Annotated in this window: 16 protein-coding genes and 1 pseudogene; 8 read left to right on the top strand and 9 right to left on the bottom strand. The window is 73.0% G+C overall.

From position 1 onward, the window contains the following. Nucleotides 1-10: 10 nt before the first annotated feature. The 7 genes from ACZ45Z_RS00740 to ACZ45Z_RS00710 form a co-directional block, all read right to left on the bottom strand. Nucleotides 11-1,891: a non-ribosomal peptide synthetase gene (locus ACZ45Z_RS00740; RefSeq protein WP_468354010.1), complete on the bottom strand. Its 1,881-nt coding sequence runs from the start codon at nucleotides 1,889-1,891 to the stop codon at nucleotides 11-13. Nucleotides 1,892-1,896: 5 nt separating this feature from the next. Beyond that, complete coding sequence (locus ACZ45Z_RS00735; RefSeq protein ID WP_468354008.1) at nucleotides 1,897-2,151, bottom strand: hypothetical protein; 255 nt, start codon at nucleotides 2,149-2,151, stop codon at nucleotides 1,897-1,899. An 11-nt stretch (nucleotides 2,152-2,162) separates the two neighbouring features. Beyond that, a complete protein-coding gene (gene mctP, locus ACZ45Z_RS00730) occupies nucleotides 2,163-3,848 on the bottom strand; it encodes a monocarboxylate uptake permease MctP (protein WP_468354006.1) in 1,686 nt (561 codons plus the stop codon). Beyond that, nucleotides 3,845-4,075, bottom strand: coding sequence for a DUF3311 domain-containing protein (locus ACZ45Z_RS00725; RefSeq protein ID WP_468354004.1), 231 nt, complete (start codon nucleotides 4,073-4,075; stop codon nucleotides 3,845-3,847). The genes mctP and ACZ45Z_RS00725 overlap by 4 nt, the downstream gene beginning before the upstream one ends. Before the next feature lie 64 nt (nucleotides 4,076-4,139). Continuing rightward, nucleotides 4,140-5,441, bottom strand: coding sequence for an Nramp family divalent metal transporter (locus ACZ45Z_RS00720; RefSeq protein WP_468354002.1), 1,302 nt, complete (start codon nucleotides 5,439-5,441; stop codon nucleotides 4,140-4,142). Beyond that, entirely contained in the window at nucleotides 5,438-6,421 is a 984-nt protein-coding gene (locus ACZ45Z_RS00715; protein WP_468354000.1) for an AEC family transporter, read from the bottom strand. The genes ACZ45Z_RS00720 and ACZ45Z_RS00715 overlap by 4 nt, the downstream gene beginning before the upstream one ends. A 4-nt stretch (nucleotides 6,422-6,425) precedes the next feature. After that, entirely contained in the window at nucleotides 6,426-7,718 is a 1,293-nt protein-coding gene (locus tag ACZ45Z_RS00710) for a hypothetical protein (RefSeq protein WP_468353998.1), read from the bottom strand. Between the two features lie 386 nt (nucleotides 7,719-8,104). On the opposite strand from ACZ45Z_RS00710, the gene ACZ45Z_RS00705 reads away from it, so the two are divergent. The 5 genes and pseudogenes from ACZ45Z_RS00705 to ACZ45Z_RS00685 all read left to right on the top strand — a co-directional run bounded on the left by ACZ45Z_RS00705 (nucleotide 8,105) and on the right by ACZ45Z_RS00685 (nucleotide 13,423). Further along, nucleotides 8,105-9,646 (top strand): sodium:solute symporter family protein, encoded by a 1,542-nt coding sequence (locus ACZ45Z_RS00705; RefSeq protein WP_468353996.1) that lies wholly within the window; start codon nucleotides 8,105-8,107, stop codon nucleotides 9,644-9,646. Between the two features lie 12 nt (nucleotides 9,647-9,658). Then, nucleotides 9,659-10,315, top strand: a complete 657-nt coding sequence (locus tag ACZ45Z_RS00700) for an RNA polymerase sigma factor (protein ID WP_468353994.1) — start codon at nucleotides 9,659-9,661, stop codon at nucleotides 10,313-10,315. After that, nucleotides 10,312-10,608: a hypothetical protein gene (locus ACZ45Z_RS00695; protein WP_468353992.1), complete on the top strand. Its 297-nt coding sequence runs from the start codon at nucleotides 10,312-10,314 to the stop codon at nucleotides 10,606-10,608. The genes ACZ45Z_RS00700 and ACZ45Z_RS00695 overlap by 4 nt, the downstream gene beginning before the upstream one ends. Nucleotides 10,609-10,832: 224 nt before the next feature. Further along, nucleotides 10,833-12,332 carry an SDR family oxidoreductase gene (locus tag ACZ45Z_RS00690; protein ID WP_468353990.1) on the top strand — a complete coding sequence of 500 codons (1,500 nt, stop codon included), beginning with the start codon at nucleotides 10,833-10,835 and terminating at the stop codon, nucleotides 12,330-12,332. A gap of 31 nt (nucleotides 12,333-12,363) precedes the next feature. Further along, a pseudogene (locus tag ACZ45Z_RS00685) lies at nucleotides 12,364-13,423 on the top strand (FAD-binding domain-containing protein). 51 nt (nucleotides 13,424-13,474) lie between these two features. Here ACZ45Z_RS00685 and ACZ45Z_RS00680 read toward each other — a convergent pair. Continuing rightward, complete coding sequence (locus ACZ45Z_RS00680; protein ID WP_468353988.1) at nucleotides 13,475-13,885, bottom strand: ATP-binding protein; 411 nt, start codon at nucleotides 13,883-13,885, stop codon at nucleotides 13,475-13,477. A gap of 203 nt (nucleotides 13,886-14,088) precedes the next feature. Between ACZ45Z_RS00680 and ACZ45Z_RS00675 the strand changes: the two genes are divergently transcribed. The 3 genes from ACZ45Z_RS00675 to ACZ45Z_RS00665 all read left to right on the top strand — a co-directional run bounded on the left by ACZ45Z_RS00675 (nucleotide 14,089) and on the right by ACZ45Z_RS00665 (nucleotide 15,650). Beyond that, nucleotides 14,089-14,262, top strand: a complete 174-nt coding sequence (locus ACZ45Z_RS00675) for a CsbD family protein (protein WP_468353986.1) — start codon at nucleotides 14,089-14,091, stop codon at nucleotides 14,260-14,262. A 123-nt stretch (nucleotides 14,263-14,385) separates the two neighbouring features. Further along, the gene (locus tag ACZ45Z_RS00670) at nucleotides 14,386-15,300 is read left to right on the top strand and encodes an RNA polymerase sigma factor SigF (protein ID WP_468353984.1); all 915 of its coding nucleotides are present in this window, start codon (nucleotides 14,386-14,388) and stop codon (nucleotides 15,298-15,300) included. 194 nt (nucleotides 15,301-15,494) lie between these two features. After that, nucleotides 15,495-15,650 carry a hypothetical protein gene (locus ACZ45Z_RS00665; protein WP_468353982.1) on the top strand — a complete coding sequence of 52 codons (156 nt, stop codon included), beginning with the start codon at nucleotides 15,495-15,497 and terminating at the stop codon, nucleotides 15,648-15,650. A 255-nt stretch (nucleotides 15,651-15,905) separates the two neighbouring features. Here the strand turns inward: ACZ45Z_RS00665 and ACZ45Z_RS00660 are convergent, their stop codons facing one another. Beyond that, a complete protein-coding gene (locus tag ACZ45Z_RS00660; protein WP_468353980.1) occupies nucleotides 15,906-16,922 on the bottom strand; it encodes a LacI family DNA-binding transcriptional regulator in 1,017 nt (338 codons plus the stop codon). Nucleotides 16,923-17,138: the final 216 nt, after the last annotated feature.

The following is a 17,138-nucleotide window of genomic DNA, read 5'->3' as shown; positions in this document are numbered from 1 at the left end:
AGGGGGATGCTCACGGCAGGACCGGCTCCAGGACGCGGATGCGGTCGGCCAGTTCCTCGATGCCGGCGGCGAGCAGCACGTCGGCCGGTTCGATGTCGACGCCGAGCAGTCGGCGCACCCGGGAGGCGGCCTGGGTGGCCAGGATGGAGTTGCCGCCGAGGGCGAGGAAGTCGGTGGCGGGGGCGACGGCGGGGGTGGCCAGGACCTCGGCCCAGATGCCGGCGACGGCGGCGGTCAGCGGGTCGGCGGCGGCCGGCGGCGCGTCGGCGGCGGACGGCTGACCGGCGGGCGCGTCGGCGGCGGAGCCCTCGGCCGGCGCCGGGCCCGCCGTCATCAGGGCCTCGATCCGCCGGCGGTCGGCCTTGCCGGTGGAGTGCAGCGGCAGCGTGTCCAGCACCGTCCAGTGGGTCGGGAGCAGGTAGGCGGGCAGCACCTGGGCCAGCGCCTCGGTGAGGGCGCCGGCCGGGTCGGGGCCCGGATCCGCGGGGGCGAGGAAGGCGCCGGCGAGCCGCGCCGCGGGGCCCTCGCCCAGTTTGGCCACGAAGGCCGCCGCGGTGCGGCCGGTGGCCACCGCGGCCCGCTCGATCTCCTCCAGCTCGACGCGGAATCCGCGCAGTTTGACCTGCCGGTCCGCGCGGCCGAGAAGTTCCAGCTCGCCGTCCGGCAGTTCCCGCACCAGGTCGCCGGTGCGGTACATCGGCGCGCCGGTGCCGGGCTCCGGGACGAAGGAGCGGGCGGTGCGTTCGGGCTGCCCCAGGTAGCCGGTGGCGACGCCGGGGCCGGCGACGCACAGTTCGCCGGTCCGCCCCGGCGGCACGGGCCGCAGCGCTTCGTCGACGACGTACACGCGGGTCTGCTGGATCGGCCGCCCGATGGGGATCCGGTCGCGGCCGGCGAGGGAGGCGTCGGTGCAGTCGAAGGAGGTGGCGAACACCGTCGTCTCCGTCGGGCCGTAGCCGTTGACGAGCCGGCCGGGCGGGCCGGCCGCCAGCACCGCCCGGACCGCGCCGATCTCCAGTTGCTCGCCGCCGACGACGAGATCGCGCAGGGTGCCCAGGGCGTCGGGGCGAGCCCGGGCGACCATGTGGAACAGCGAGGTGGTCAGGAACAGGGTGGTCAGGCGCTCCTCGCGGAGCAGCTCCGCCCAGCGCTCCAGGGCGAGTTCGGCGACCGACGGCAGCACGACGAGGGTGGCGCCGGCGGTCAGGGCGCCCCAGATCTCGAAGGTGGTCGCGTCGAAGGCCGGGTTGGCGGCGTGCCCGACCCGGTCGCCGGGCCCGATGGCGCAGAACGTGGCGTCGGTGACCAGTCGGCGCACCCCGCGGTGCGGGACGACGACGCCCTTGGGCGCGCCGGTCGAGCCGGAGGTGTATCCGACGTACAGCGGGTGGTCGTCGTCCACCGGCACGTTCGGGACGCGGTCGGTGCCCGGGTCGCGCCGGGGGACGGTGATCCGGGTGAGGTGGGGCGCCGCGTCGAGCCGGCGGGCGCGGCGGGCGTCGCCCGGGTCGGTGACGACGACGCGGGCCCCGGCGTCCGCGACGACGGCGGCGGTCCGGGCGTCGGGGGCGTGCGCGTCGAGCGGCAGGTAGGCGGCGCCGGCCCGGGCGATGCCCAGGAGGGCCACGGTCAGGTCGATGCCGCGGTCGAGGTCGGTGACGACGACGTCCCCCGGGGCGATGCCCTGGCCGGCCAGCGCCGAGGCCAGCCATCCGGCGCGGCTCCACAGTTCGCCGTAGGTCAGCGAGTGGCCCGCCCGGTCGCGTACGGCGCAGGCGTCGGGGTACTGCCGCACCCGTTGTGCGACGAGGCGGTGCACGCCCGCGTCGCCCGCGCGCGGGGGGACGTACGACGCGGTCGGCGACGTGCTGGCTTGCGCAAACGCGCCCATGGCTCTCAGTTCCTTCGGTCGGATTCGTCGGTGGTGGCGGGATGCGGGCCGGCGGCCGGGGGCGGGGTGCGCCGGGTGGTGGCCGGAGGGCGGGGCAGCAGGAGCAGCCCGGTCGCGGTCACGGCGACGCAGAGCGGCCCCCAGACGCCGGGCCGGCCGCCGGAGCGCAGCTCGACGGCCACGCCCAGGCAGCCGATCGCCAGGTAGAAGGCGAGCACGCGGCGCAGTCGGCGCAGCGCGCGCCGCTCGGGGCCGGTCACGGCACCGCCCTTCAGCCGGGTTGCTTCTCGGGGACGGGGTGGCGCGGCGGGCCCGGCGGTGGCGCGGACGGTCCGGTCCGGCCGGGCGCGTCATCCGGTTCGGCTTCGCCGGTCGGCCCGGCGGGTGCGGTCCTGTCGGAGAAGTAGTCCTCGGTGCGGGTGCCGTCGGTGCCGGGGGCGAGTTTCAGGGCGCGGCACAGCACGGTGACCGGTGCGGCCACGGCCAGGTTGACGAGGACGGCGATGAGGCCGGCGTAGACGGTGACCGGTGTGTCCAGGCCCAGTTGGGCCAGCGGGAAGGCGGATCCGGCGAAGTGGGCCTTGCCGGTGGCGGGGTCGGCGATGCTGTAGAGCAGGGCGAGTCCGGTGAGCAGGCCGGCGATCAGGCCGGCGATGAGACCGTAGCGGTGGAACCACCGGGTGTAGAGGCCGAGGCCGACGGCGGGCAGCGTCTGGAGGATCAGGACGCCGCCGATGAGCTGGAGGTCGACGGAGAACTGGGGGTCCAGGAAGAGGATCACCAGGACGGCGCCGCCCTTGACCAGCAGTGAGGCGATCTTGGAGACGCGTGCCTCGTCGGCCGGTGTGGCCGTGGGCCTCAGGAACTCGCGGTAGATGTTGCGGGTGAACAGGTTGCCGGCCGCGATCGACATGATGGCGGCGGGGACCAGGGCGCCGATGCCGATGGCGGCGTAGGCGACGCCGGCGAACCAGTCGGGGAAGGCGTGGTCGAACAGCAGCGGCACGACGGTGTTGGCGTTGGGTTTGCCGTTCTCCCCGGTCAGCGGAGTGATGCCGGCGGCGATCGCCATGAAGCCCAGGAGTGCGATCAGTCCGAGGAGCAGGCTGTAGACGGGCAGCGACGCCATGTTCTTCTTGATCGTGCCGCGGTCGCGGGAGGCGAGCAGCCCGGTGACCATGTGCGGGTAGAGGAAGAGCGCCAGCGCCGAACCGAGTGCCAGGGTCATGTACTGCACCTGGTTGCCGGAGTTGAGCAGCAGCCCGTCGCCCTTGGCGGGGCTCGCCTCGAACTTGGCGGCGGCGGTGTCGAAGATGTGCCCCCAGCCGCCGATCTTCGCGGGGATGTAGACGACCGCCACGATGACGACCAGGTAGGTCAGCACGTCCTTGACGAAGGCGATCAGGGCGGGGGCGCGCAGTCCCGAGTGGTAGGTGTAGGCGGCCAGGACGGCGAAGGCGACGGTGATCGGCCAGTGGCCGGTGACGCCCATGGTGCGCAGCACCGCTTCGATCCCGACGAGTTGCAGCGCGATGTAGGGCATGGTCGCGACGATGCCGGTGACGGCGACCAGCAGGGCCAGGATCCGTGAGTCGTGGCGGACCCGGACGAAGTCGGCGGGTGTGACGAGCCCGTGGCGCTGGGAGACGGACCAGAGCCGGACCACGACGAGGAAGACCATCGGGTAGATGATCACGGTGTAGGGCAGGGCGAAGAAGCCCATGGCGCCGGCGCCGAACAGCAGGGCGGGGACCGCGACGAGCGTGTAGGCGGTGTAGAGGTCGCCGCCGATCAGGAACCAGGTGATCCAGGCGCCGAAGCTGCGGCCGCCCAGCCCCCATTCGTCGAGGCTGCCCGGCCGCTCGGCGCGGCGCCACCGGGAGGCGCCGAAGCCCAGGAGGGTGACGAGGAGGAACAGCCCGGTGAAGACCAGGAGTTCGGTGGTGTGCCCGCTCATGGCCGGCTCCTGGTCATCAGGTACACCAGCGTGGTGACGGCCATGCTCAGTGCGCCGAAGGCGAGTTGTAGCCAGTAGAAGAGCGGGAAGTCCAGCAGCCGGGGCTGGTCGGAGTTGAAGGCGAAGGTCAAAAGGGGCGCGACGACGGGAACGATCAGGAGGTAGTTCCAGCCACTGCGCTCGGCGGGCACGGTGCTGCTCCCGCCGGATTCGGGCGACGTAACCACAGGTGCTTCTTCCCTAGGGCCGGGCGGGGTGCCGGGCCGTGAACGGTGGCGGACTCGGGGTGGGTCAGAGGAGGTGGACGGCGAGCAGGACGGCGTTGACCAGGGTGATGGCGGCGGCCGTCAGGGCGGCGGCGACCGTGGTGGCCCGGCGGTTGACCAGCGCGCCCATGAGGTGCTTGTCGCGGGTGAAGGCCACAAGTGGCCACAGGGCGAAGGGGATTCCGAAGCTGAGCACGATCTGTGACAGCACCAGGGCACGGCCCGGTTCGACTCCCGAGGCGAGGATGACCAGGGCCGGCACGAGGGTGATCGCGCGGCGCAGGACGACGGAGGTGTTCTTGCCGAAGTGGCCCTCGAAGACGACCGAACCGGCGTAGGTGCCCACGGCGGAGGAGGCGAAGCCGGAGGCGAGCAGTCCCAGGGCGAACAGCAGCGCGGCGGGGGCGCCCAGCGCGCGGCCGAAACCGTCGTGGGCGGCTTCCAGTGAGCCGGACCGGGCGGGGGTGAGGGCCGCGGCGGCCGCCACCAGGATCGCCAGGTTGACCAGCGCGGCGAGGCCCATGGCCACGGCGATGTCCAGCCGGCCCGCCGCGAGCAGGGCGCGCCGGCGTTCCGGCTGCCCGGTCAGGTCGCCGTTACGGGCCCGGATCAGGGCGCCGTGCAGCGGGATGGCATGCGGCATCACGGTGGCGCCGAGGATGCCGACGGCCAGCGCCAGGCTGTCGCGGTCGGCGAGGCGGGGCGTGAGCCCGGTGAGTACGCCGCCCGGGTCGGCGCCGGCGACCAGGGCGCTGTAGCCGAACCCGGCCATGACGACCACCAGCAGGCCCGCGATCACCCCCTCGAAGAGGCGGTGGCCGCGGCGGTGCGCCACGGCGAGCACCAGCCAGGAGACCACGCCGGTCAGCGCGGCGCCGGTCACCAGCGGCATCTGGAACAGCAGGTTCAGGGCGACCGCTCCGCCGATGAGTTCGGCGAGGTCGGTGGCGATGGCGACCAGCTCCGCCTGGAGCCACAGCCCGTGGGCCACGGGGCGGCGGAAGCGGCGGCGGCACAGTTCCGGCAGTGTGGCGCCGCTGGCGATGGTGACCTTGGCGGCGAGGTACTGCACGAGCATCGCCGCGAGGTTGGCGCCCACCACGACCCAAACCAGCAGGTAGTGGTAGCGGCCGCCGGCGGTGGTGTTGGTGGCGACGTTGCCGGGGTCGACGTAGGCCACCGCGGCCACGAACGCGGGCCCCAGCAGCGGCAGTGACGCGGGGAGTCCGCGTCCGGCGGGCCGGCGAGGGCGCTCGCCCCCGCCGGTCGCCGGTGTCCTGCTCGTCGCCGTCCTGGCCGTGGCCCCCGAGAGGCCGTCGACGCTCATGGTTTCACCAGCGCGATCAGCGCCGACAGGGTCACGGCGGCGAGGACGGTGGAGACGACGACCGCCGCGGCGGCCTGCTGGGTGTACGTACGGGCCTGTTGGGCCAGGACGTAGGCGGTGGCCGCGTTGGGCAGTCCCGCCAGGATGACGGAGGCCGCCGCCCACACCGGGGGCATGCCGAACACCCAGGTCACCAGCGCGTAGGCGACGAGCGGCATCAGCAGGACCTTGACGGCGACGACGAAGCCGACCTCGGTCATGCCCACCGATCCGTCCCGCATGCCGGCCACCGCCTTGCGCAGCGTCAGGCCGACGGCGAAGAGGGCGCCGGGTGCGGCCGCGCCGCCGAGCAGGTCGATCGTCTGGTCGACCGGTCCGGGCAGGCCGATGCCGCACAGCGCGAAGACCAGGCCCGCGGCGACCGACAGGGCCACCGGGTTGAGCAGGACCTTCTTGCCGATTTCCCGGCGCAGGCCGGGGCCGCGCTCGACGGTGTGCATCGCTCCGGGACCGGAGCGGCGCGCGACCATGACGGTGTGCGCGGCCGGGTAGCAGACCATGTTGAACATGTTGTGGACCAGTTGGCCGATGGCGGCCGGCAGCGCCGCCCGGGGGCCCAGTGCCGCCATCAGCAGCGGGACTCCCATGTAGGCGACGTTGCCGTAGCCCGCCATCAGTCCCATCGTCAGCCCGACTTCGCGGTCCCGCCGGAAGAGGGTGCGGGCGCCGGCCATGCCCACCGCGTAGGAGATCAGGATGGACAACAGGGCCACGGCGAAGAACTGCCAGGGAATTCCCGCGGAGATATCGGCCGAGGCGACCGCCGAGAAGAGCAGCGCCGGCAGGGCGATATAGAAGACGAAATCATTGATCGCCTGTGCGGTGTTTCCCTGGAATACCTTGAATCCGCTGGCCGCGTATCCGAGCCCGACCACTGCGAACAGCGGGACGATCGCGTTCAGGATGACGCCGAGTTGCATGTGATCAGCCCTGGAGTGCGCTTACGGCCTTGGCGCGGCTGTCATTCGCCACCGCGGCCACGGACGGGTCCTGGAGTACGCGCAGCGCGGTCTGCTGCACGTCTTCCAGCCGGACGAAGTCGGCGTAGAAGTCGTGGACCCGCTGGAGCAGTTCCTGGAACTGAGCGCGCTTGCGCGGATAGAGCTCGTTCTCCATACGGTCCTGGAGCCGGTCGCTGACCTCGGTGACGAAGTCCTGGTCGGCGGCGAGGTCGGCGGGCAGTCCGGCGTTGGCGAGGATCTGGCCGACGGTCTGCGGGAAGAGGCCGATCGGGTTGAGGAAGTATTCGACCTCGCGGCTGACGCCGAGGTAGTCGGGGACGTTGACGATGCCGGCGTTCTCGGTCTCGGTGAGCAGGCCGCTGATCGGGCGGTAGACGTTCGGCAGCACCATGAAGACCTCCTCCGCGAGGGAGGCGACCCGGGAGAGCTTCTTGGCGTCGAGGGTGCGGCCGCCGACGGTGATGCCGCGCTCGGCGAAGATGTGCGCCATCACCTCGACGTTGGCCAGTCCGGCGCGGTTGCCGAAGCCGCCGACGCCGCCCTCGACCATGGTGAAGCCGTGGAAGACGGAGGTCAGGGAGTTGGCCAGGCCCAGGCCGATGTCGTCGTGGGCGTGCAGGTAGAAGTTCATGCCGGGGTTGTCGCGCACGAGGTTGGCGGCGAGTACCGCGGTGGCGTGCGGCAGCAGCGTCCCGATGGAGTCGTTGATCCGCATGAGGTCGATGCCCAGGGCCCGGCAGCGCTGGATCTGGGTGTTGATGAACTCGTAGCGCTCGTCGTCGATCTCGTGCGAGAAGGCGTTGAGGATGCTGGAGCGGAAGGAGCCGACGCCGATGGCGCTCAGCTTCTCGTGGACGCGCTCCAGGAGCCGGTGTTCCTGCTGGTGCTCGACCATGCCGAGGCTGACCTGGATGCGCGAGAGGTACTCGCGGGGCACGGTCTTGAGCACCTCGGTCAGCGGCTCCCAGGTCTTCAGCGTCAGGTTGAAGACGATCTGGGTGTCGGCGGGAATGCGGTTCAGCAGGAGCTGAGAGTCCAGCACCCGCCGCAGGAAGGCCGGTTCGGTCAGGCCGGAGCCGAGGTCGATATCGCGGATTCCGGCTTCGGCGAGCGCCTCGATGAGTTCCAGCTTGCGGTCGTCATCGGCGCCGAAGAGGGCGCGTTCGCCGCCTTCCCGCATGGTCTCGTCCGAGAGCCCGACGAGGTCGAAATCGGAATAGCGGGGCTGATGTCCCGAGGGCAACTGGAGCGCCATGATGCACCGTCTCTCTACGTGTGGCAGGCGAATGTGCGGACGTGACCGGGTGTCACGGAAGCGGGAATGCCGAGGCGGGAACTCCGCCGTTCTTGAATGCTTCCGACTCTCTAGTTGCGCGGGTTTCCCGGTCGGTTTACGTCCGCACCGAAACCCTTCAAGTGACCTGCGTCACATGGCGTTTGGCGGCGATTCAACCCGGCGCCTCCACGAGGAGGGGTGTCTTGACGGCCCCTCGGGCGGCCCATAAGGTACCACGACATGGAATAATTATTCCGCATAGCGGAATAACGGGGGAGGTTGGGTTTCCGCGCGTCACCGGCGCGGACGCCGGCATGCGCGACCGCTCGGCCGGCCCCCGGACCTAAGGGGGAGCCATCAACAGCGTGATTCTTGTTCCGTTCACGCTTGTCATCTGCGGCGCGGCGCTGGTCGCGGTGCGCGGGGGCGCGCGGAACGCGAGCGTCGACGAACTGCCGCACCCGGCCGGCTGGTCCCTCGCCGGCCGGCGGCTCGGCACGGCGTCCACCACGCTGCTCCTGGGCGGCACGATCTACACGGCCTACACCTATATCGCCGTACCCGGACTGATGTTCGGCACCGGCGGACTCGCGCTCTACGCCCTCGTCTACACCACTCTGCTGTCCCCGCTGATCATGGTGCTGCTGCCCCGGCTGCGGCACGTCGCCGCCCGGCACGGCCTGATCACCGCCGGCGACTTCGTCAAGGCCCGGCACGGCTCGCACGCGCTCGCCCTGGCCGTCGCCCTGACCGGAATCCTCGCGACCATGCCGTACATGGCGCTCCAGGTCGTCGGCATGGCCGCCCTCCTGAGCACCATGGGCATCCCCTCGCACAGCGTCCTCGGCGGCGCCGCACTCCTGCTGGTCTTCACCTTCTTCGCGTGGGTGACGCACACCGGCGGACTGCGCGCCTGCGCCCGGGTCGCACCGCTCAAGGCGCTGCTGGTCGGCGTCACCCTGCTGCTCGTCATCACCCTGGTCGTCACCCAAGTGGACAGCCCCGGCGGGGTGTTCGCGGCGGCCGAACGCCGGCTGAGCCGCCAGGGCCTGAGCCTGGACGTACCGCCCCAGGGCTTCACCGCCTACGCCACCCTCGCCCTCGGGTCGGCGCTCGCGCAGCTCATGTACCCGCAGATCCTGACGGTCGCCATGGCCGGCCGCGGCAAGCAGACCCTGCGCGCCGCCACCACCTTCCTGCCCGTGTGGAGCATGTCCCTGGGACTGTCGGCGTTCCTGGGCATCGCCGCCCTGGCCTCCGGGGTCCGCACCTCACGCGGCCACGCCGAACTCGCGGTGCCCCGACTGATCCGCTCCCTGGCGCCCGACTGGCTCGCCGGGACGCTGTTCGGCGCGCTCGCCGTGGCCGCGCTGCTGCCCGCGGCCGTCATGGCCATCAGCATGGCCACCCTCGTCGTCCGCAACGTCTACAGCGAATACCTCAACCCCACGGCCACGCCCAAGCACGAGGTCAAGGTCGCGCGCGGCACCTCGCTGGCCCTCATGGCCGGCGCGTTCGCCTTCGCCCTGCTGCTGCGCCCCCAGGACGCGGTCAACCTCCATCTGCTGGGCGGCGTATGGATTTTGCAGACGCTCCCGGCCGTGGCGGTGTCGCTGTTCACCCGATGGTTCCACCACCGCGCCCTGCTGGCCGGCTGGGCCCTGGGCATGGCGTGCGGCACCGCCCTGACCGGGCTGCACGGCTTCTCCTCCGTCGTGGACATCGGCATCGGCGGCTTCCACGCCCCCGTCTACGTCGCCCTCACCGCACTCGTGGTGAACCTGATCGTCGCCGCCGCGCTGACCCCGCTCCTGGACCGGCTCGGCACGCCCCGCGGCCCGGATGCCACCGCCGGCGGCCGTCCGCCGGCCCGCCGCGGTTCCAAGTACACCTTCATCGTCGACTGAACGAGGCCCGCCATGAAGTCGTTCCTGCCGAGACGCCCCGCCGACACCCACACCGTGACGGTCCCCCCGGCCGGGCACTCGCGCGGTACGCCCCCGCAGCCGCCGCACGATATCGAGCCGGCACCCGCCGGCCCGACGCCCGCCCTCGCGGAGGTCACCCTCGACCTGCGCGACGCCGACCGTGAGGTGGCCATCGCCCACCTCTTCGACCAGCACTACGCGCGGCTGCTGCGGCTCGCCGTGCTGCTCGGCGCCGACGGGGACGCCGAGGACGTCGTCTCCGAGGCGTTCTACCAACTGCACCGTAGATGGGCGAAGTTGGAGACGCCCGAGGCCGCGGCCGGCTACCTGCGGTCCATCGTCTGCAACCTGACCCGGATGCGCATCCGCCACCTCAGGGTCGCCCGCCGGCACACCTACCAGGAGGTCGACGAACACGTCCGCTCGGCCGAACAGCAGGTCCTGTCGCAGGACGACCAGCGCGAACTCGTCCATGCGCTGGGCCAATTGACCGCGCGTCAGCGTCAGGCACTGGTGCTGAAGTACTGGCTCGACCTGAAGGAAAACGAGATCGCCGACACGATGGGGATATCCGTCGGCGCCGTCAAATCACACACCGCACGGGGGATGGCAAAGCTGTCGAGAGAGATGAAAGGAGCCGTCCGGTGACTACGGAGACGGAGGACTGGCTGCGGCACGGGCTGGAGAACCTCGCGGCGGCGGTCCCCGACGACGCGTCGGAGGCCTACCGCAGGGAGCAGGCGCAGTGGCGGCGCCGCGAACGCCGCCGCCGGGCCGTCATCGCCGCCCTGGTGGGACTCATCGTCGCCGTGGTCTGCGTCATCGGCCTGCTCGTCCTGTCCGGCGCCTCCGCCGACACCCACGTCATCTTCAACGACAGCGGCACCCGCTCCGACGCACGGGCCCCGGCGGGCCCCCGCCCGGACCACCCGGCCGGCTGACCCGGTCGGCGGCCGTGTCCTGAGCCGCCCCCGGGCACCACGGCCGGGCGGTGGCCGCCCCGCCCGGGAAGAGCCGGCCGGGTACGGGCGGCGCGGCCGGGGCGGACGCGGCCCGGCGACGCGCGGACGCGGTCCCGGCGGGGCAAGGTGGAGACGCAGCGCGCCGTCCCCGGGCGGCGGCACCACGACCGGTGAGGACGCGGTATGACAGGCGAGGACGGCGCGTGACGGGCGAGGACCCGGCGGCGGGGCCGCGCTGCCTGGTGACCGGCGCGACCGGGTACATCGGCGGCCGCCTGGTGCCCGAGCTGCTGGACGCCGGCTACCGGGTGCGGTGCCTGGCCCGGTCGCCGGCCAAGTTGCGCGACCACCCGTGGGCCGGGCGGGCGGAGGTGGTACGCGGCGATGTCACCGACGCGGAGTCCGTCGCGGCGGCGATGCGGGGCATCGACGTCGCCTACTACCTGGTGCACGCCCTCGGCACCGGCTCCGGCTTCGAGGAGACCGACCGCACCGCCGCCCGGGTCTTCGCCGAGGAGGCCCGCGCGGCCGGCGTACGGCGCATCGTCTACCTCGGCGGCCTCACCCCGGCGGGCGCCGACGCGCGCGATCTGTCACCGCACCTGCGCTCCCGCGCCGAAGTGGGCCGCATCCTGCTGGAGTCCGGCGTGCCGGCCACCGTCCTGCGGGCGGCGGTCATCATCGGCTCCGGCTCGGCGTCCTTCGAGATGCTGCGCTACCTCACCGAGCGGCTGCCGGTGATGGTCACCCCGAGCTGGGTCCGTACCCGCATCCAGCCGATCGCCGTCCGCGACGTCCTGCGGTATCTCGTCGGCAGCGCGCGGATGCCGCCGGAGGTCAACCGCGCCTTCGACATCGGCGGACCCGATGTCGTCACCTACCGGGACATGATGCGGCGGTACGCGGAGGTCTCCGGGCTGCCGAGGCGGCTGATCCTGCCCGTTCCGGTGCTGACGCCCCGGCTGTCCAGCCACTGGGTCGGCCTGGTCACCCCCGTACCGCACGCCCTCGCCCGGCCGCTGGCCGAATCGCTGCGCCACGAGGTCGTGTGCCGGGAACACGACATCGCGCGGTACGTGCCCGACCTGCCCGGACGCCCGATCGCCTTCGCCACCGCCCTCTCGCTCGCCCTCCAGCGGGTGCGGGAGGCGAACGTCACCACCCGCTGGTCGTCGGCCGCGGTGCCGGGCGCGCCCAGCGATCCGCTGCCCACCGACCCCGACTGGGCCGGCGGCAGCCTCTACACCGACCGGCGGGAGCGGGCGGTCGACGCCTCCCCGGACGCCCTGTGGCGGGTCATCGAGGGCATCGGCGGCGAGAACGGCTGGTACTCCTTCCCGCTCGCCTGGGCGGCGCGCGGCCTGCTGGACCGGCTCGTCGGCGGGGTCGGGCTGCGCCGGGGCCGCCGGGACGCCCAGCGCCTGCGGACCGGGGACTCGCTCGACTTCTGGCGGGTGGAGGAGATCGAACCGGGCAGCCTGCTGCGGCTGCGCGCCGAGATGCGGCTGCCGGGCCTGGCCTGGCTGGAGATGCGCGCCGAGCGGGACGACCGCGGCCGCACCCGCTACCGGCAGCGGGCCCTGTTCCACCCGCACGGGCTCCTCGGCCACCTGTACTGGTGGAGCGTCTCGCCGTTCCACGCCCTCGTCTTCGGCGGAATGGCCCGCAACATCGCCCGCACCGCGGCCCGCCCCCTGCCGTGACCGCCGCGCCCCATACGCCCCGGGAACCGCCATGACCGTCTGCGTCGTCCTGTTCACCTCCGACCTGCGGCTGCACGACCACCCTCCACTGCGCGGCGTTTCTCGCCGACTGCCTGACCGCTCTCGACGCGGGGCTGCGCCGGCGCGGCGGCCGGCTCGTCATACGGTCCGGCGACGTGGTGGCACAGGTGTGCCGGGTGGCCGCGGAGGCGGAGGCGGGCGAGGTGCACGTGGCGGCCGGTGTCAGCGCCTACGCGCAGCACAGGGAGGAGCGGCTGCGCGCGGCGTTGGCGGCCGACAGCCGCCAACTGCACGTGCACGACGGGGTCATCACCGTGGTGCCGCCCGGCGCCGTCGCCCCCGCCGCCTCGGACCACTTCGCGGTGTTCACGCCGTACCTCAAACACTGGCTACGGGCCCGGCCGCGCACCCCGCTGGCCGCCCCGCGGGCCGTGCGCGTCCCGGACCACGTGCGGTCGGAGCCGGTCCCCTCGCGCGCGGAGGTGCGCGGGACGGTCCCGGGGCTGGCCGCCGGCGGTGAGGACGAGGGCCGGGAGCGGCTGGCGGCGTGGACGCGCCGGGGCCTGGCCGGCTACGCGGAGCGGCACGACGACCTCGCGGGTGACGCGACGTCCCGGCTGCCCCCGCACCTGCACTTCGGCACCCTCTCCCCCACCGAACTCCGCCATCGGGCGGGGGCGGTGGGCGGCCCGGGCGCCGACGCCTTCCTGCGGCAGTTGTGCCGGCGCGACTTCCACCACCAAGTGCGGATCGGCGCGCGGCACTTCCTCGACCTGCTGGTCGACGGCGATCTCGCCAACAACCAGTTGAACTGGCAGTGGGTCGCCGGCACCGGCACCGACACCCGGCCGAACCGGGTCCTCAACCCCGTGCTCCAGGGCAGGCGGTTCGATCCCGACGGCAGCTACGTCCGCCGCTGGGTGCCCGAACTGCGCGGGCTCGAAGGGCCGGTGGTGCACGAACCGTGGCGGCTCCTGGGCCGGGAACGCGCCCGTTACGCCTACCCGGAGCCGCTGATCGGCCTCGCCGACGGGCTCGCCCGCTTCCTGCGGGCCCGCGGGAAGGACTGAGGACGGCCGGTACGCCGTCGGGCGCCGGCCGGCGCGTGCCGCGTCCGCCGGTCAGCGCACGAGGTCGGCGACGACCGTCTTGCCGCCGTGCGGGCGCGACCGGACGGTGACCGTACGGGCCAGGTGCTGGACCATCGACCAGCCGAAGCCGCCGTTGCGGCCGCTCATGTCGGGCGGCCGCGGCTGCGGGCGGACGGCGCTGGGATCCTCGACGGCCACCCGTACGACGCCCTCCTCGACGGTCAGACGCAGGGCGGTGACCTCGCCCGCGTACCGCAGGGCGTTGGTGACGAGCTCGGAGACGACCAGCAGCAGCTTCTGGGTCGTCTCCGAGGACGCCGGCGGGCTGATCCGGGAGAGGAACTCCGCGGCGGCGTGGCGTGCGTCGGCGGCCTGCCGCGGCCGGAAGACCCACTCCCCCAAGTGGTCTTCAGGGTCTTCCTCCCCTTTTGGGCGGTGCATGTCCGTCACCCCGTCATATGTCGCCGTCGCGCGCTGTCCCGGCCTCGTATACCCGGCACCGGCGTACCGAAAAGAGAGGTGCCGCCCACTGCCGGGGGGTTTGCCTGCGGGGAGGCCGGGCACACGAGCCTCCGTCAAGGAAACGGAAGGAACGGCTCGACAAGGAAACGGCTCGAAGCGGAAGACGCGGAAGGAGCGTGACCATGACGGCCGACAAGAAGCTTTCGGCGAAGACCGAGCAGGTCACCGGCGCGGTGAAGGAGACCCTGGGCCGCGCGCTGGGCAACGAGCGACTGACGGCGGAGGGCCGGGCGCAGCGCGGCAAGGCCGATCTGCGCGAGGCCGGGCAGAAGACCCGGGACGCCTTCCGGCGGTGACGCCACCCCGCCCCGATGTGACCCACTTCATGAGCCGGCCGGAGTTTTTCCGGCCGGCTCGCGCATGAGCCACCGGTCCGGGGGAAGGTGCGCCTGGCACGGATACCAGGGGAGGGTGAAGTCATGGCGGGGTTGACGGCGCGGACCACCGGTGAACGGCCGGCGGACGGTACGCACCTTCCAGGGGCCCTCGCACCACCCGGCACGGCGGACGGCCGGGCGGACCTGCCCAGGGTCGAGGAGGCCGCCAGGCTCGCGCCGCCCGACGCCCGGGCCCTGTCGCGGCTGTTCTTCGAACGGCTCCAGAACCTGGACGAGGGCACCCCCGGGTACCAGTACGCCCGCAACACGCTGATCGAGCTGAACCTCTCCCTCGTACGGTTCGCCGCGCAGCGGTTCCGGCACCGGGGCCACGACGAGCGGGAGGACATCGTCCAGGTCGGCACCATCGGGCTGATCAAGGCGATCGACCGGTTCGACCCGTCCCGCGAGGTGGAGTTCGCCACGTTCGCGGTGCCCTACATCCTGGGCGAGATCAAGCGGTTCTTCCGTGACACGAGCTGGGCGGTGCACGTCCCGCGGCGGTTGCAGGAGCTGCGGGTGGAAATCGCCAAGGCCAAGGAGCACTTCGCGGCCGTCTCGGAGCGTGAGCCGACGGTCCGGGACCTGGCCGCCCACCTGCGGCTGACCGAGGAGGAGGTCATCGAGGGCGTCGTGGCGTCCAACGGCTACACCGCCGGCTCCCTCGACACGCCCGACGACGCCGCCGACGGCCACAGCACGCACGGCGGCCGGGCCTACGCCGAAGTCCTGGGCGAGCCGGACCCGGCGATGGAGGCGGTCGAGAACCTGCACTCCCTGGCGCCGCTCCTGGACCGGCTCGACGCCCGCGAACGCCGCCTGATCGCGATGCGCTTCGGCCAGGAGATGACGCAGTCCCAGATCGGCGCCGAGCTGGGCGTGTCCCAGATGCACGTCTCGCGGCTGCTCGCGCGCACCCTGGCCAAACTGCGCACCGGACTGCTCGCGGAGGACTGAATCCCCCCGTCGCCGCAGGCCACGGTACGCTCAGTCGCCGCCAAGGCGTTCCGCGTCGGTACCGCAACTCACCGCCCTGGAACGCGCTTTGCCGGTCGGCGGCCCCTGGTCGGCGGACGGTCTGGCGGCAACCGACACGTTCGCACCGATTTCCCCACCGACCGGAATCCCACCGCCTCACGTAAGCGAAAGACATGAACACCACATCGAATCCACCGATTTACGACCAGCTCATACAAGAGCACGGCGATGTCGTCTCGCAGGCCCGCGAGGCCGCCGACCGCACCCGCCGGGAAGCGGAAGACGCACTGGACTGGAGCAGCCTGCGGCCCTACCGGTCCGACGACTGACGCGGCGGGTACCGGAGCCGGCCCACCGGCCCGGTGCCGGGCCCGCGAACGGGCCACGCGCGTCCGGCGCCGGCGCTCCGACCGCTTCCCGTCCGCACCGCGGGCGAGGGGCGCACCGCCCGCGGGGTGACCGCGATCCGGTCGGAGTGCCGGTTGCGCGTACGCCTCTTCCGAGAGCGCTTCCAGCGGTCACCGCGACCGCGCCGCTCCCGGCCCGAAACGCGAAGAGCGCGGCCGGGTCGCGGGTGGACCAGGTCAGCGGGGCAGTGCGGCCACCGGCCCGCTGGAGGCGCGGGTGATGAGTTCGGGGGCGAGGCGGATCGTCCGGCGCGGCCGGGAGACGGTGGCGGGCGGGCGGTGGGTGAGCAACCGGGCGGCCTCCGCGGCGAGTTCGGCGACCGGCTGGCGGACGGTGGTCAGGGCCGGGTCGGCGAGGCCCGCGAGGGGGATGTCGTCGAAACCGGTGACCGCGACCTCGCCGGGGACGTCCGCGCCCAACTGCCGCAGCCGTTGCAGCGCGCCGACCGCGATGAGGTCGTTGGCGCAGACGACGGCGTCCGGCCGCGAGGGCCAGAGCCGGTCCACCGCGGCGCGTCCCCACTCCACGGAGAAGTCGCCGAGTTCCATCCGGCCGACGGCCGACGGGTCCAGGGCGCCGGCCCCCGCCTCGTAGGCCGCGCGCCGTTCGACGGCCGCCGACGCGGTGCCGGCCGCGCCCACGAAGCAGGGCCGGCGGCGGCCCGCGGCGGCCAGGTGGTCCAGGACCAGGGTCATGCCGGCCGCGTTGTCCACGGCGATCGAGTCGGCGACGCCCGGGCCGCAGCCCCGGTCGAGCAGCACCAGCGGGACCCGCGCGGCCGCGCTCGCCACCGCGGCCCGGCTGCGGTGCTCGTCGACCGGTATCAGGAGCAGCGCGTCGACCTGCCGGTCCAGCAGCGCCCCGATCCGGGCCGCTTCGGTCACCGGGTCGTCGTCGCAGTCGGCCAGGAGCACGGCTCGTCCCTCGGCGTGCAGGGCGTGTTCCAGTTCCCTCACGAGCGAGGGGAAGAAGGGGTTGGTGATCTGCGGGAGGACCAGGCCGACGGTGCCGGTGGAGCGGCTGCGCAGGGCGCGGGCCACCTGGTTGGGCCGGTAGCCGAGCCGCTCGGCCGCCTCCCGGACCGTGCGCGCGGTCTCGGCGCCGACCGGCCGGGTGCCGGCCAGCACCCGCGACACCGTGGCGATGGAGCAGCCCGAGGCGCGGGCGACATCTTTCAACGTGACTTCGGCCACCGTCTCCCGGCCCCTTTCGTTCGGCTCGGCTGCGCCGGGAGGGAGCATACGCCGCGGCAGCGGGCGGGCAATCGGTCGGCAATCGTTGTCCCTTCACCTTGTCGAGTCCCGCCGGGCGGGCCGGGGTTCGGGCGGGCATACGCCCGTAAGGCCCCAGATGCGGCCGTTGACAACGGCCAGGTCCATGGGCGAAGTTTCCGGAGAACGTTTTCCAGC

The sequence above is a fragment of the Streptomyces sp. NPDC031210 genome (assembly GCF_055570395.1).
Note: the sequence above shows the minus strand (reverse complement) of the source record. Positions and strands in the feature narration are given on the sequence as shown.